Origin of the sequence: Mesorhizobium sp. M0833 (assembly GCF_040319905.1) — a bacterium.
Taxonomy (GTDB): domain Bacteria; phylum Pseudomonadota; class Alphaproteobacteria; order Rhizobiales; family Rhizobiaceae; genus Mesorhizobium.
This window is the reverse complement of sequence record NZ_JAMYOQ010000031.1, coordinates 1-14944: the sequence shown is the minus strand read 5'-3', so window position 1 is coordinate 14944 and position 14944 is coordinate 1. Positions and strand designations below refer to the sequence as shown.

The 14944-nt window shown below is 63.2% G+C and carries 13 protein-coding genes and 1 tRNA gene; 6 read left to right on the top strand and 8 right to left on the bottom strand.

Annotation, left to right across the window (positions count from 1 at the left end):
* The first annotated feature begins 71 nt into the window (after positions 1–71).
* Positions 72–148 (top strand) — tRNA-Pro (locus NKH98_RS26390).
* 122 nt (positions 149–270) lie between these two features.
* Here NKH98_RS26390 and NKH98_RS26385 read toward each other — a convergent pair.
* Complete coding sequence (locus NKH98_RS26385) at positions 271–1098, bottom strand: alpha/beta fold hydrolase (RefSeq protein WP_352902975.1); 828 nt, start codon at positions 1096–1098, stop codon at positions 271–273.
* 129 nt (positions 1099–1227) lie between these two features.
* Between NKH98_RS26385 and NKH98_RS26380 the strand changes: the two genes are divergently transcribed.
* Positions 1228–2229 (top strand): GlxA family transcriptional regulator, encoded by a 1002-nt coding sequence (locus tag NKH98_RS26380; RefSeq protein ID WP_352902972.1) that lies wholly within the window; start codon positions 1228–1230, stop codon positions 2227–2229.
* A gap of 198 nt (positions 2230–2427) precedes the next feature.
* Here the strand turns inward: NKH98_RS26380 and hdaA are convergent, their stop codons facing one another.
* Genes hdaA through NKH98_RS26365 form a run of 3 tightly spaced genes read right to left on the bottom strand, consistent with a single transcriptional unit; the run spans position 2428 to position 4890 of the window.
* The gene (gene hdaA, locus NKH98_RS26375) at positions 2428–3129 is read right to left on the bottom strand and encodes a DnaA regulatory inactivator HdaA (RefSeq protein WP_352902969.1); all 702 of its coding nucleotides are present in this window, start codon (positions 3127–3129) and stop codon (positions 2428–2430) included.
* 5 nt (positions 3130–3134) lie between these two features.
* Positions 3135–4361 carry an AI-2E family transporter gene (locus NKH98_RS26370; protein WP_352902966.1) on the bottom strand — a complete coding sequence of 409 codons (1227 nt, stop codon included), beginning with the start codon at positions 4359–4361 and terminating at the stop codon, positions 3135–3137.
* Positions 4333–4890: a CDP-alcohol phosphatidyltransferase family protein gene (locus NKH98_RS26365; RefSeq protein ID WP_023677645.1), complete on the bottom strand. Its 558-nt coding sequence runs from the start codon at positions 4888–4890 to the stop codon at positions 4333–4335. The genes NKH98_RS26370 and NKH98_RS26365 overlap by 29 nt, the downstream gene beginning before the upstream one ends.
* A 237-nt stretch (positions 4891–5127) precedes the next feature.
* Here NKH98_RS26365 and NKH98_RS26360 point away from each other — a divergent pair, with 237 nt between their 5' ends.
* From NKH98_RS26360 to NKH98_RS26345, 4 genes are all read left to right on the top strand, one after another.
* Positions 5128–5784, top strand: a complete 657-nt coding sequence (locus NKH98_RS26360; protein ID WP_254820264.1) for a glutathione S-transferase family protein — start codon at positions 5128–5130, stop codon at positions 5782–5784.
* 221 nt (positions 5785–6005) lie between these two features.
* Positions 6006–7070: a phosphoribosylformylglycinamidine cyclo-ligase gene (gene purM / locus NKH98_RS26355; protein ID WP_352902963.1), complete on the top strand. Its 1065-nt coding sequence runs from the start codon at positions 6006–6008 to the stop codon at positions 7068–7070.
* Entirely contained in the window at positions 7067–7774 is a 708-nt protein-coding gene (purN, locus tag NKH98_RS26350) for a phosphoribosylglycinamide formyltransferase (RefSeq protein ID WP_352902959.1), read from the top strand. The genes purM and purN overlap by 4 nt, the downstream gene beginning before the upstream one ends.
* 388 nt (positions 7775–8162) lie before the next feature.
* Positions 8163–8678 carry a SixA phosphatase family protein gene (locus NKH98_RS26345; protein ID WP_352649743.1) on the top strand — a complete coding sequence of 172 codons (516 nt, stop codon included), beginning with the start codon at positions 8163–8165 and terminating at the stop codon, positions 8676–8678.
* A 109-nt stretch (positions 8679–8787) separates the two neighbouring features.
* On the opposite strand, the gene NKH98_RS26340 is transcribed toward NKH98_RS26345, so the two are convergent.
* The 4 genes from NKH98_RS26340 to NKH98_RS26325 all read right to left on the bottom strand — a co-directional run bounded on the left by NKH98_RS26340 (position 8788) and on the right by NKH98_RS26325 (position 14657).
* Complete coding sequence (locus NKH98_RS26340; RefSeq protein WP_352902957.1) at positions 8788–9021, bottom strand: DUF680 domain-containing protein; 234 nt, start codon at positions 9019–9021, stop codon at positions 8788–8790.
* A 378-nt stretch (positions 9022–9399) separates the two neighbouring features.
* Positions 9400–11622 carry a cation:proton antiporter domain-containing protein gene (locus NKH98_RS26335; protein ID WP_502894331.1) on the bottom strand — a complete coding sequence of 741 codons (2223 nt, stop codon included), beginning with the start codon at positions 11620–11622 and terminating at the stop codon, positions 9400–9402.
* Between the two features lie 171 nt (positions 11623–11793).
* Positions 11794–12492 carry a DUF2270 domain-containing protein gene (locus tag NKH98_RS26330; protein ID WP_352902951.1) on the bottom strand — a complete coding sequence of 233 codons (699 nt, stop codon included), beginning with the start codon at positions 12490–12492 and terminating at the stop codon, positions 11794–11796.
* A 56-nt stretch (positions 12493–12548) separates the two neighbouring features.
* On the bottom strand, positions 12549–14657 hold the full coding sequence (locus NKH98_RS26325; protein ID WP_352902949.1) for a molybdopterin-containing oxidoreductase family protein: 2109 nt from the start codon (positions 14655–14657) through the stop codon (positions 12549–12551).
* Positions 14658–14944 lie beyond the last annotated feature (287 nt).

Below are 14944 nucleotides of genomic sequence, written 5' to 3'. Positions count from 1 at the left end.
CCGTTTATGCTGGTTTCATCGTTTAAGGGGTTGCGCGGCAAGGCCCGGAACCCTATACGCCGCCAAGGACTCGGAGTGTAGCGCAGCCTGGTAGCGCATCTGGTTTGGGACCAGAGGGTCGGGAGTTCGAATCTCTCCACTCCGACCATCCTTTCATCTGAAATCATTGGCCGTGTTGCCGGCGCACCTGCGCCGGACAGCATCTGCGACACGCAAGCGACCGACGGGCAGCCCGGGTTTCCGAGCGTGCCCGCCTGAAGCTCCGAAGCGTCAGCCCTGGATGAAGGCCAGCAGATCCGGATTGATGATCTCCGGATGGGTGGTGCACATGCCGTGCGGCAGGCCCTTGTAGACCTTGAGCGTGCCATGCTTCACCAGCTTGATCGCAAGCAACGCGGAATCGGCGATCGGCACGATCTGGTCGTCGTCGCCGTGCATAATCAGGACGGGCACGTCGAGCTTCCTTAGATCGTCGGTGAAGTCGGTCTCGGAAAAGGCCTTGATGCAGTCGTAATGGGCCTTGGCTCCGCCCATCATGCCTTGGCGCCACCAATTGTCGACGGCGCCTTGCGAGACCTTGGCGCCCTCGCGGTTGAAGCCATAAAACGGGCCGGCCGGCACATCCCTGTAGAACTGGGCGCGGTTAGCGGCCAGGGCGGCGCGAAAGCCGTCGAAGACTTCGATCGGCAGGCCGCCGGGGTTGCTGTCGGTCTTGACCATAATCGGCGGCACGGCGCCGATCAGCACCGCCTTGGCGACACGGCCGCCGCCGCCATAAAGCGCGACGTAACGCGCCACCTCGCCGCCACCGGTCGAGTGGCCGATGTGGATCGCATCCCTGAGATCGAGATGCGCCGCCAGCGCCGCAACATCGGCGGCGTAGGTGTCCATCTCGTTGCCGGTCGCGGTCTGCGACGAGCGGCCGTGGCCGCGGCGGTCATGTGCGATGACGCGGTAGCCCTTTTCGAGGAAGAACAGCATCTGGCTGTCCCAGTCGTCTGAGCTCAGCGGCCAGCCGTGATGGAACACGATCGGCTGGCCCTTGCCCCAATCCTTGTAGAAAATCTCGGTGCCGTCGTGGGTGGTGAATGTGCTCATCGTCCTACTCCTTGATGGAAAGGTTGGGGGTAACAGGGAAGCTTTTAGCCCCCTCAGCTGGAAAAATTATAACAGTGCGGTCAGGGTGAGCATTGGCAAAACGGACATTCAACATGGCAAAACTGACAAATGACGGCTGCGCGTGATCTGATCGAAATCGCCCTCGTGTTGTATCCCGGCGTGCAGGAAGCAGCCGTGCTCGGCCTGACCGATCTTTTCATGCTGGCAAACCGGCTGGCTGTCGAGCGGTCGCCGGACGCGTTGAGGCTTCGCGTCAGTCATTGGCAATTGGAGGACGCGGGCCACACCGTAGTCCGCAGCATCGACAGCGACCCCGGCGCCGACAATGAACCAGTCATGGTTATCCTCCCGCCGACGTTGGGGGATCCGATCGCTCGGGAAGCAGCCGCGCCCTATGCCGGCTGGCTCAGGGATCGCCACACAGCAGGCGCGACGCTCGGTTCGGTCTGCGCCGGCGCCTTCGTGCTTGCCGAGACCGGCCTGTTGTCCGGTCGCGCCGCGACGACGCACTGGGCTTATCGCGACGCGCTGGCGCTACGCTTTCCCGATATCCTGCTCGACGCCGACAGGCTGGTCATCGACGATGGTGATATCATCACCGCCGGCGGCTACATGGCCTGGACCGATCTCGGCCTGAAGCTGGTGGACAGGGTGCTCGGGTCAGCCGTCATGATGGACACGGCGCGTTTCATGCTTGTCGATCCACCGGGCCGCGAGCAACGTTTTTACAGCCCGTTTGCGCCGCGATTGACCCATGACGACGAAGCGATCCTCAAGGTGCAGCATTGGCTGCAGGCGAACGGCGCGCGCGACGTGACGCTCAGCGTCATGGCCGAGCATGCGGGGCTGGAGGAGCGGACCTTTCTGCGACGCTTCCGCAACGCCACTGGCCTCAGGCCGACCGAATATTGTCAGCACCTGCGGGTCGGCAAGGCGCGCGAGATGCTGGAAACCACGATGCGATCGATCGACCAGATCGCCTGGGAGGTCGGCTATGACGATCCCGGCTCCTTCCGCAAGGTATTCGCCAAGATAACCGGCCTGGTGCCCGGCGATTATCGCCGCCGCTTTGGCGTGGAACGAGCCGCGATTGCAGGAGGTGAAAGTTGAGACCTGGCCGCCGCAATGGCGCTACCAGATGCATCTGACGGCAAGCTCGCCGGGCGAGAACCCCAACCACTCCATCCCGGCGAGCCTACTACCTGATTTGATACGCAATCAGGACCGGGATTAGCCGGCAAGCTCTTTGTTGCAAGACAGATGCCAGCCTTTTTTCCCAAAATGGGACGGCGGCTGAACTGGAATCCTCTAAATCTCGAACTCGCCCTGCCCTTCGTCCATGGCGCTGACGGTCTCGGCGGCGAGCGCTCGCGTGATCGGCGTCTTGCGCTCCAGTGCCGTGCGGTCGAGCCGTTCGACCACCCGCATTGCGGTAGCCAGCGAGCGTTCGATGCGGCGCACCAGATATTGCACGACGTGCGGCTCGACCTCGACCTGGCGATCGGCGAACAGCTTTGTGATGACGCCGGCCAGCAAGAGGTCGTCGGGCTCGTGGATCTCGACGGTAGCCGCCGCCTTCAGCCGCGACGCCAGGTCGGGCAGCCCGACGCCCCAGGCGGAGGGAAAGCGGCGCGCCGTCAACAGTAAGGTCGAGCCGGCGCCGCGCACCGCATTGATCAGGTGGAACAGACCGTGCTCGTCGACCGGGCCGGCATCGACATCGTCGATCAGGGCCGGATGCGCGCCGAGATTTTCGATGCAGTCGCCGATGCGGCCGGCCTCCACTTTCACCGCGTCGGCGCGGGTCCGCCAGATCGAGGCCAGATGGGTTTTTCCGGAGCCGGCCGGCCCGGCCAACACGACAACCGGCGACGGCCAGTCCGGCCAGCGGTCGACAAGCGCCGCCGCCTGGCTGTTGGTGCTGGAAACGACAAGCTCGTCGCGCGAATAGCCGGTGCCGTGGCCTAGATCGAGCGGCAATTGGCGCGGCGGGCCGATCTTGTCCGGCATCCGGCTCAACCGCGCGCGCCCCTGCGGCGCCGCACCTGCAGCGGCGGCACCGGCTCGTCGGCATGGCCCTTGTAGAGCGGCGATTCGAGATAGCGCGCGATGGCGAAGCGCACCAGAACGGCAACGGCGGCGGAAGCCGGAACGGCGATCAGCAGGCCGACGAAGCCGAACAGCGCGCCGAAGGCAAACAGTGCGAACATCAGCCACACCGGATGCAGACCGACGCTTTTGCCGACCAGCCGCGGCTGCAGGATATTGCCCTCGATGAACTGGCCGACGAAGAACACGCCGGCGACCGCCGCGATCATGGTCCAGTCCGGCCAGAACTGGACGAAGGCGACGCCGACGGCCAGCACTAGGCCGGTCAGCGAGCCGACATAGGGGATGAACGAGATCAGCCCGGCAAACAGGCCGATGAGGATGCCGAAATTCAGGCCCGTCAACGTCAGGCCGGTGGCATACATGGCGCCCAGCACCAGGCACAGTGTGCCCTGTCCGCGCACGAATCCGGCGGTTGCCGTGTTGATATCCCTGGCGATCGCCCTGACGGTCTTGACATAGTCGCGTGGCACCCAGCTGTCGACGATTGCCACCATGCGGTCCCAGTCGAGCAGCATGTAGAAGGCGACGACCGGCGTCACCACGAACAGGCTGACCACCGAGACCAGCGCCACGCCGGAGCTCCAGATCGAGGTGAAGACGGTGGTCAGGAGGCCAAAGCCGGAGGTCAGCAGCGAGTTCAAGCCTTCACGCAGGCCATCGGCGTCGACGCCGAATTTCTCTTCCAGCCATTTCGGGTCGAAGCTGGTGATCAGGCTCTGCAGCCGGGTCAGATAGTCCGGCAGCTTGCTGGCGAAATCAGCCATCTGCGAGGCGAGCACCGGAACCAGGATGACGACGGCCAGCACCAGGACGACGATAAAAGCGACGAGGATGACCACCGTCGCCATCAGCCTGGACAGGCCGAGACGCTCCAGCCGGTCGGCGACAGGGTCGAGGAAATAGGCGAGCACCATGCCGGCAACGAAGGGCAGAAGGATGCCGCTGAAGACGTAAAGGAAGACGGCGAGGATGATGGCGCTGACCAGCCAGAAGCGGATCTGCCGGCGAAACGACGCCGATGCCGCAGCCTCCGCTGCCGCGGCTTCGGCCTCGGCGTCGATGGACCGTTCGTCAGGTGCCCGATGTTCAGGTGCCCCGCGTTCAGGTGCCGGGTGTGGAGCCTTCGCCATAGCCGCTCATATGCCTCAGCCAAGCCACGAGATAGGCCGCGGCCGAAGCCACGGTCAAGACCCCGGACAGCAATATGAGGGCCGGCCTCAGCGGATCGAGACGGATGTCGAAGGCCAGTTCACCCAGCACCACTGCCGCCAGTACGATCTGAATCGCGGTGTTGGCCTTCGACACCAGGAGCGGCTTCATCTCAACCGGATGCGCCATGACGGTGGATAAAAGCACGGCGCAGACGATCAGTGCGTCGCGCGATACCATGGTAACGACCAGCCACAGCGGCAGTTCGCCGCTGAAGCCCAGGACCACGAAAACCGAGACCAGCAGCAGCTTGTCGGCCATCGGATCGAGATAGGCGCCGAGCCTGGAAAACTGATTGAAATGGCGGGCAATGAAGCCGTCGACGCCGTCGGAAATGCCGGCAATGAGGAAGCCGGCAAACGCCCAGTCCCAGCGTTCCTGCAGCATGGCCAGCACCACTGCTGGCACCAGCACGAAGCGCATGATCGTGATCATGTTGGGGATGGTCAAACGCATATCCCGTCGCTCTTGTTTGTCGATACATGATGGAGAAGGAGGGTTACGGCAAGTGAGAAGCGACACAGAAGCTGCCAATCACCCCTCGAGGGCGCCAGCAATGAAATAGGTCAAGACAAATGAAATAGGTCAAGACAGATGTCGATTTCGGGGAGGCTCATTCGTCTCACGATGGGAAGCCGAAGAATTCGCCCAGACCTTCCTGGACCGCGAGCAAGGAAAACGGACGCGATGACAATCACTATCACAGCTTTTGAACGATCGCCCGATGGCGGCAAGGGGCTGGCGCGCGATACGCGCGTTCGCTGGGCGCTCGAAGAAGTGGGGCAGCCGTATGAGGTTCGTCTTGTTTCCTTTGCAGAAATGAAGGCGCCTGGCCATCTGGCCATCCATCCCTTCGGCCAGATCCCCACCTATGAGGAAGGTTCTCTCTCGCTGTTCGAAACCGGCTCGATCGTCTTTCATCTTGCTGAGCAGCATACGGGATTGCTGCCGAAGGATCGCAATGCCCGCGCGCGTGCGATCACGTGGATGTTTGCCGCACTTAACACCGTCGAGCCGCCGATCCTCGAATTAACGACGGCAAGAATATTCGAACGTGACAAGCCTTGGAGCGAGGAGCGCTTGCCGTTGGTAAAGGACCGTGTTCGGGCTCGGCTGGACAAACTCTCGGCCCACTTAGGCGTCGCCGACTGGCTCGATGATACGTTCAGCGCGGGCGATTTATTAATGGTGTCAGTGCTGCTGCGACTAAGAATGTCCGGCATTTTGGACGAATATCAAAACTTGGCTGCCTATGTAGCGCGCGGGGAAGCACGGCCGGCTTATATCCGGGCTTTCACCGCGCAATTTGCGATCAACGCCCCATCAACCAGCATTACCTCATAAAGCTGAGCCGACAGCAGGGCTTTCTCAAGCTCATTGATCTGGAACCCGGCTGGGGTTTGACCTGGATGCGCAATGGTGCCGATCGGCAGGTCGGCGGGACAGCGCCCCCTCTGGCCTGCCGGCCATCTCCCCCTCAAGTGGGGAGATCGGCAGTTTCAGCGCCGTTATCCTTGCGGACCGAAACCGTTCATGCGAAGAGCCCGAGAAAGCAGGGAAAGAGTATGAGCAAGCGCAAGAACGGGCTCACCTATGCCGAAGCGGGCGTCGACATCGACGCCGGCAATCTCATGGTCGAGAAGATCAAGCCGCTGGTGCGCGCCACCCGCCGGCCGGGCGCCGATGGCGAGATCGGCGGCTTCGGCGGCCTGTTCGATCTCAAGGCAGCCGGCTTTGCCGATCCGGTGCTGGTCGCCGCCAATGACGGCGTCGGCACCAAGCTGAAGATTGCCATCGATGCCGGCAAGCATGACACGATCGGTATCGACCTCGTCGCCATGTGCGTCAACGACATCGTCGTGCAGGGCGCCGAACCGCTGTTCTTCCTCGACTATCTTGCCACCGGCAAGCTCGATCCCGACCAGGGCGCTTCGATCGTCGGCGGCATTGCCGCCGGCTGCCGGCAGGCCGGCTGCGCGCTGATTGGCGGCGAGACGGCGGAAATGCCCGGCATGTATCACGACAAGGATTACGACCTCGCCGGCTTTGCAGTCGGTGCCGCCGAACGCGGCCAGCTGCTGCCGACCGACGACATCGTCGAGGGCGACGTGCTGCTCGGCCTTGCCTCGTCGGGCCTGCATTCGAACGGCTTTTCGCTGGTCCGCCGTATCGTCGCGGTAAGCGGCCTTGGCTGGGGCGATCCGGCGCCGTTCAATGACGAGGCGACGCTGGCCGAGGCGCTGCTCGAGCCGACGCGCATCTACGTCAAGTCGATCCTCAAGGCGATCCGCAACACGCATGGCATCAAGGCGCTGGCCCATATCACCGGCGGCGGCTTTCCCGAAAACATCCCGCGCGTTCTGCCCAAGGATTTTTCGGCCGAGCTCGATCTCGGCGCCATCGAGGTGCCGCCGGTGTTTTCGTGGCTGGCCAAGACTGGTGGCGTCGCGCCGGAAGAGATGATGCGCACCTTCAATTGCGGCATCGGCATGATCCTGGTCGTCGCCTCCGGCCAGGCGGCGCAGGTCGCCGCCGTTCTGCAGGAGGCTGGCGAGACGGTGACGCCGATCGGCCAGATCGTGCCGCGCCGCGATGCCGGCGTCATCTATCGGGGCTCGATCGGCCTATGACCAGAAAACGGACGGTTGTACTGATCTCTGGGCGCGGCTCCAACATGACGGCGCTGATCGCGGCGGCGAGCAACCTGGCCTATCCGGCAGAGATCGTCGGCGTCATCTCCGATCGCGCCAATGCCGCCGGCCTCGGCATCGCCGCGGCGCGCGGCATCGCCACCAAGGTGATTTCGCGCTCGGACCATGCCAGCAAGGAAGCGCATGACGGGGCGATCGACGCAGCCCTTGTCTCTTTTGGCGCCGAGATCGTCGCGCTGGCCGGCTATATGCGCATTCTCGGCGCGCGTTTCGTCGAGAAGTGGCAGGGCCGCATGGTCAACATCCACCCTGCCCTGCTGCCTGCCTTCAAGGGGCTGGATACGCATGCGCGGGCGCTCCGCGCAGGCATGCGCATCCATGGCTGCACAGTGCATTTCGTCACGCTCGACATGGATGATGGGCCGATCATCGCCCAGGCCGCGGTGCCGGTGATGGTCGGCGACAATGAGGATACGCTGGCCGCGCGCGTGCTCAAGGCCGAGCACCAACTCTATCCGCTGGCGCTGGGGCTGGTCGCCGAAGGCAAGGCGCGGATGGAAGGCGGCCGCACGGTGTTTTCGCGCTTCGCCGACGATGCCGACAACGCCGCGTCGGTGGTGATCGCGCCCGACCCGCTGCGCGAAGAGACCGATCTCGAGCACCTGGCGCGGATCACCCCGTAGGGGTCCGTAGAAAAAGCCAATAAATCGTCGGGTCGGCAGAAATAGACCAATGGACGTCGACAGCGCGATCCGGACAAAGCGTGATCTGGCCGGCGTCTTCGAGTACGACGAGGCGGACCATTCGAAAAGTGCCACGGCGTATTTTTATCTCTGTCGGATCTAGGACGGGCGAGTAGGTCCTGTCGTCGGTGCAATTCACGTTCGATCGGGCGATTGGGCCATTACTGAAGCAGACATTTCGGTCAGATGGGATAAAGATGAACGGTGCGTAGGCCTGTTTATCTTTGGTGCGCTTTGGGCGAGTTTTGATACCGTCACGGGTGCAAGACATGGCGGCGGATATGCGAAAAACTTTCAGCCGGACATCCCTTGGACTTGAATTGAATCCATGAAGCAACTGCTGCTGCTGCGTCACGCCAAGTCGAGTTGGGACGATCCCGACCTCATCGACTTCGACCGGCCGCTGTCCGCGCGCGGGCTGAAGGCAGCGCCGCTGGTCGGACGCGAACTGGCCCGGCGCGGCTGGTTGCCGGAGCTGGCGCTGGTATCGCCGGCGCTGCGCACCCGCGACACGTGGCGGTTGCTCTCGGCGGAATTGCCGGCGAAGGTGCAGGCCAAATTTGCCCAGGCGCTCTACGAGGCAGCAGCGGCGGACATCCTCGCCAAGGTGCGACAGGTAAAGGCGGGAACCGGAACGCTGCTGGTGCTTGGCCACAATCCCGGGTTGGAGGAGTTCGCGCGCGGTCTTGCCGGGGCTGGATCGGATGAAGCGGCGCTGAAAAAACTGGCGGATAAATTCCCGACCGCGGCCCTGGCCCGGTTTGACGTCGATGGCGATTGGGCCGGTCTCACCTTCGGCGGCGCCCGGCTGACGCACTGCATCTGGCCGAAGGATCTTCGCTAGGGATTGCCTGGCAGGCCGGGGGATCGCCGACCTTCGGCCAAACCCGCTTCGCACCAAACAAGAGCGGCGGGCCAGGCCCGCCGCTCTTTGTGCTCCGGGGCCGTGATAATCAGCGGCCCCAGATGCCTTGGCGGGATTCAGGCGCCACCGACTCGGAAGTCGTCTTGGCACCAGCATGCTCGGAAGTAACCGGCTTGCGGATCGAGCCGGTAAACGTGTTGTCGACGTTGGCAGCAGGAGCGGCCGGCTGGTTGACGTTGTCCGAGCCATAGTGGTCGCTGCCGGCAAAAGCAGTGCCGGTGGCAACAAGGATGGCGGCGGCGGTAAGAGCGATCTTGGTCATTTCGGGTACTCCGGTAGTCTTTGTTCTGTCCGTCAAGTGGCGTGCCTTGGGAGGAATTCGCGTCGCTCGGACCACCCCGAGATGGGTCGGCAAGCCTGTCGTTTCCAATCACGAAAATTTTGTTCGGGTGCGCTAAATTGGCCGCTTGAAATTCGACATGCGGCTCCTTTCCCCACACTGTTCTTCGTTATTGTCAATTGGTTACGCGGTCGTTGGTGATTTTCTGGGCGAACATTCTGGGAGCCGGCGTTCACCCTTTCCTGTACGCTCCGTCAACAGAACCGAACCGTTCGGTTCGAGTTCTTTTACGTTTGACTGATCAGCGCTTCAGAGCCTCAATCGACATGTCTGCCGACGGGTCAGTGCGCGCCATGAAAATCACGCCGCCAGCTCAGCGCCAGCGGCGTCATGCTTGGGCCGCGCGCTGGCCAGAAGCACGACGGGGCAATTGCAGGCGGCCAAAACAGCGCCGGCGGTTTCGCCGAAGAACAGGTCCCCACCCGGACGTTGGGTGACGCCCATCACGACGATCGCCGCGCCGTTGGCCGCCTCCCGGGTGATGGCCTTGTCGGGTGTGACGCGGGTATGGAACGCTGTGTCGATATGCAGGCCGTAGCGGCCCGCCAAATCGGCGATGTCTTTCAGCACGGCCTCTTCGCGGCTATGCGACACCGATGTCGACCTGCGGCCCTTGGCTGCCTTTTGCGAAACGTAGAGAACCTTGATCCGTGCCCGGTTTGGACGGGCCAGCGCCAGCGCCAAGTCGGCGGCGCGACGCGCCACCTGGGTACCGTTGACGGGGACGAGAATGCTGGTTCCGGCCTTCAGCGTCGGCATCTTTTCGCCAGCATTGCCGCCGTTCAGGACCAGGCAAAGCGGGCCGTCAAATCCTGCGGCAATGTCGTTGAGGGCCGGCGCGAAGGCGCCATCGGCGGTCAGCACATTGTCAAGGCCGACCAGCAACAGGCCGTATCCCTTGCGGGCCTCTTCGGCGATCGTCTCACCCGTGGCCTCCAATTCGGTGCGGGCCGTCAGGTGGACTTTGTCGACAAGCGTATCTTCGATCCGTTTCACCGCCTGAGCGCTTTTTTTTGCGCCCTTCTTGATTTCCTGCAGGGCGCGCTCCTGTCCCTTGCTGTCGGTCGGCCTGTCAACTCGGCCGTCTTTCGGCTGAAGCAAGGTGGTGGGCAGGCGAAGCAAGGTGGTGGGCATGCCGCTGCCTCCACCGACCAGTCCGGCGAGATAGGCAGTGAACTTGCCGATCCTGCTGTCGTCGACCAACACCAGCAGCCGCTCCAACCTGGAAATGAAGCCGTATTCGTCCAACGCCTCGCGCTCGACACGCTGCTGCTCGTCATGCCCAACCGGCAGCCGGCCGAGCGCCCAGCGCAGCATCGGCGGCATGGCCAAGGTGGTGATCACGGCCATGGTGACGATCATGGTGAAGAGATTGTGCGACAGGATGTTCATCGACAGGCCGATGCTGGCGACGATCACCTCGGTCGAGCCGCGCGCGTTCATTGCACTGCCGACGGCGATTGCTTCCTTGAACGACATGGCGGCGAGCTTGGCGCCGATGAATGCGCCGCCAAACTTGCCGATGCTGGCGATGACCACAAGTGCGCCCGTCAGCATGGCAAGCGTCGGATCAGCGAGCACTGTGAGATCGGCGGAAAGCCCCGCCATGCCGAAGAAGATCGGCATGAACAGCGCGGTGATGACGCCGCGCAGCTGGCCTTCGATATGGCTGGAGAGGATAGGCGATTCCCCGACAAGGATGCCGGCGACGAACGCCCCCAGCACCGTATGGACGCCTATCATGTTGGTGATCAGCGCCATGACGCCCATGATGATAAGGATCATGGTGATCACCGCAAACTCACTGCGGAATTGATCGTTGGTCCAGCGGATCAAGGTGAAGACAAGACGGCGGCCAATGGTGAAGGAGAACACCATGAAAAGTGCCACGGCGGCGATGGTGGTCACCAGCGGTACGAGCTGCACCCTGCCATTGGTGGCGATGCCGAAGGTTACGGCGATGACCAGCCAGCCGATCGTGTCCTCGATGATCGCCGAGGAGATAATCACCTGTCCGAGATTGCGGCGCATGAAGTTCATCTCGCGCACCACCATGGCGACGATCTTGACTGACGAGATCGACAGCGCGGTGCCCAGGAACAGCCCGGCAACGGTGCGTTGCGTCGGGTTGGGCAGCAATGCGTCCGGCAGGAACTGCGCCAGCGCGAAACCGCAGATGAAGGGCACCACGACGCCGGTAGCCGAAATGGAAAAACAGGCCGCGCCAACCCGGCGTACCAGCCGCAGGTCCGTCTCCATGCCGGTCAGCAAAAGCAGCATCAGGATGCCGAGCTGCGAGACGGCGTCGATCATGCCCTTTTGCGCGGGATCGGTGGGAAAGATCAGGTGCTGGGCCGACGGCCATAGCCAGCCGAACAGCGAAGGACCGAGCAGGATGCCGCCGATCAGTTGGCCCATGATTGCCGGCTGGCCATAGCGCTGCAACACTTCGCCCAGGCCGCGCCCGACAAGCAGCAGAAGCACGATCTCGGCGACGAAAGCGCCTTCGCCCGAACCACCCATGCCGGAGGCCTTGGTCCCGGCAACAAGCGTCTCCGCTGCCCCGGCCGCGCCTGCGGGGACGAAAGCGCAAACCAGCAGAGCCAGGCTGGAACGTGTCGGAGCCTGCCAAGCCATGAAACCCCCATCGCCCAAATGCACGTGTCCAACAACGCGCGACAGGGCGTTGCGTTGCTAGACGTGAACGTCACCGAAGGAGAGTTCGCCGTCGTCGCTCTCTGTCAGAAAGGCTGTCACCAGCAGGCCCGCATAGAGGACGGCGACCAGCACGACGATGGCGCCACCAGGAACTGGACCCAGCGCAGCACTGGCGACGGCCTCACGCATCGACCCGACGAAGCCGATGCGGACGCCTTCGGTCAGAAGACTGGGGGTCGACAGTTTGAGGATCCAGGCCAGCAGCAGAATCAGCAGCATGTAGATGTAATTGCGACGCAGGCGGCGCGCCAAAGCTACGCGTTGCGAAATCAGGAATTTCGGCGCGCGCAGGCTCTCGCCGATGATCAACAGCCAATCGGACGCGAAGTCCGGCTGCGGCGAGAATATCTGCGCGAAATAGTGCCGTTCGAACTGGCGCACGCGAGCCCGGTAGAAGTCGAAAAAGCGATATCGGCGGGCCTCTATCCACAGCAGCAGCAGGACAAGCAGCATTGCAAACAGCAGCACGCCATGGTGAGCGCTGGCTGTCGAAAGCGAAACGGACAGCATCGCCGCGACAACGGTTATCGCCCAGTTGCTCGTCCGGTCCAGGCGGTCGCGCCACCCAGCCATGCGCGCAATCTCGGCGCGATGAAAGTGGGACATCGTGGTTACGAGTTCGCCGGACGACAATGTCCTTCCGATGGGATCCGGCGCCCGCAACACTTCTGCCATAACAATGCCTCCACCCGCCACGCGAAAACGGCCGGATGGAGATATCGTTCCGACGCTCAATCCGCCGGGCGCAGCCAGACCTTGTTGTCGTGGAAGGCGGCGCCGCCATAAGGCGCCGGCGCATCGGCGCCGGTCAGCACGTTGATGCCCTCGCCGCGCTCATGGGCGCTGTTCGGCCAGATGCCTTCGGCGACGACCACGCCACGCTTGATCCCGTCGAACAGTTTTGCGTGCAGCACCACTTCGCCACGCTGGTTGCCGACTTCGACACGTCCGCCGTCGGCGACGCCGAGTGCCGCCGCATCATCGGGATGCAGGAGCAGCTCCGGCCGGCGCTCTTTTGCCTGCGACACCGGCGTTTCGGCAAAGGTCGAATTGAGGAAATTGCGCGCCGGCGAGGTCGTTAGCCGGAACGGATGCGCCTCGTCGGCGACCTCGATCAGGTCGACATGATCGGGAAATTCCGGCAACTGCTCCACAGGCCCGAACAGGCCCATGCTTTTCGGCGGCCGGTTGGGCGCCGCCTGCCCCGTCCAGTCGGCGCGAAAATGGAATTTCTTGTCGGCATGGCCGAAGCCGTCCAGGAAATGCGCGGCCGCGAAATTCGGCTGCAAATCGACCCATTTCTGCTCTTTCAGGCTCGAAAAGCTGCCCAGCCCGCGCTTGCCCAGAATGATATCGATATGCTGCTGCTCGGTCATGCCGAAGCCCGGGCGATCGGCGACACCGAGCCTTTTGCCGAGCTCCTCGATGACGAAATGGTTGGTGCGCGGACCTTCCGGCGGGTCGATCAGCTTCGGCCCGAGCGTGATGTGCTGGTTGCCGCCACCCTTGTAGACGTCGTCATGCTCCAGAAACATCGTCGCCGGCAGCACGACATCGGCGAGCTTTGCCGTGTCGGTGATGAACTGCTCATGCACGCAGGAAAACAGATCGTCGCGCAAAAAACCCTGCTTCACCAGCCGCTGCTCGGGCGCGACATTCACCGGATTGGTGTTCTGGATCAGCAGCGCCGTCACCGGCGGACCGCCATAGAGCGCATCCCTGGCGCCGGTCAGCACCGGGCCGATGCGCGAATGGTCGAGATGGCGGATCGAGGGATCGCGCATCTTGGTGCCTTCCAGCAGCTCCTGGTTGAGCTTGAAGATACCGGAATTGGAATGGAAGGCGCCGCCGCCCTCATACTGCCAGCAGCCGGTGACCGCGGCGATCGAGGCCGCGGCATGCATGTTGACCGAACCGTTGCGCTGCCGCGAAAAACCGTAGCCGAGGCGGAAATAGGTCTTCTTCGTCGTGCCGACGAGACGGGCGAAGGCCTCGATCTCGTCGACGGAAAGCCCGGTGATGTCAGCGCCCCATTGCGGCGTCCTTGTCTGAAGATGCGCTTCCAGACCGTGCGGATCGTCGGTGTATTTCTCCAGATAGGCGCGGTCGGCCATGCCGTCACGGAACAGCACGTGCATCACCGCGCAGGCCAGCGCGCCGTCGGTGCCGGGCTTCAGCACCAGGCCGAGATCGGCCTGCTTCATCGTTGCATTTTCGTAGACGTCGATGACGACGATCTTGGCGCCGCGTTCCTTGCGCGCCTTGATGGCGTGGGTCATGACGTTGACCTGCGTGACCACGGCGTTGGTGCCCCAGATCACCACGCAGTCGGATTTGCCCATCTCGCGCGGGTCGGGACCGCGCAGCGCGCCGGCGCCCATCATCCAGCCGGTCCAGGCCAGATTGGTGCAGATCGAACCGAAGAAGCCGGAATATTTTTTCGCATGGCGCAGCCGTTCGATGCCGTCGCGCTGCACCAGCCCCATCGTGCCGGCATAGTAGTACGGCCAGACCGTCTCCGACCCATACTTCGCCTCGGCGGCAATGAACTTCTCGGCGACAAGGTCGAGCGCTGCCTCCCAGCTCGCGTCCTTCCAGGCGCCGTCGCCCTTGGCGCCGGCCCGCACCAGCGGCTTCAGTAGGCGGTCGGGATGATGGACGCGATCGGCGTAACGGGCGACCTTGGCGCAGATGACGCCGGCCGTATAGCTGTTGGCCTTGGCGCCATGGACGCGGCCGATGCGCCTGGCGTCGAGCAGCTCGACCTCGAGCGCGCAGGTCGACGGGCAATCATGCGGACAGGCCGAGTGGCCGATTTTGAGCTTGGCGTGCTGATTCATGGGCGCAAACTAGCTGCTTTGGGCTACTAGGTGTAGGGCCAGATGACGTCTTCCCTTCTCCCCTTCTTGTGGGAGAAGGTGGATCGGCGCGAAGCGCCGAGACGGTTGAGGGGTGTTGGACGGAATGCTGTCGGTGCCAAGCTGGAACACCCCTCATCCGACCGAGCTTCGCTCGGCCACCTTCTCCCACAAGGGGCCTGTTGCGCAGTAACCGGGGATGTTTGGATGGGGCGGGATCGCAGGGATTTCGCTCGTCTTTGTGAGCTCCGCCCCCTTGTTTGGGGTTT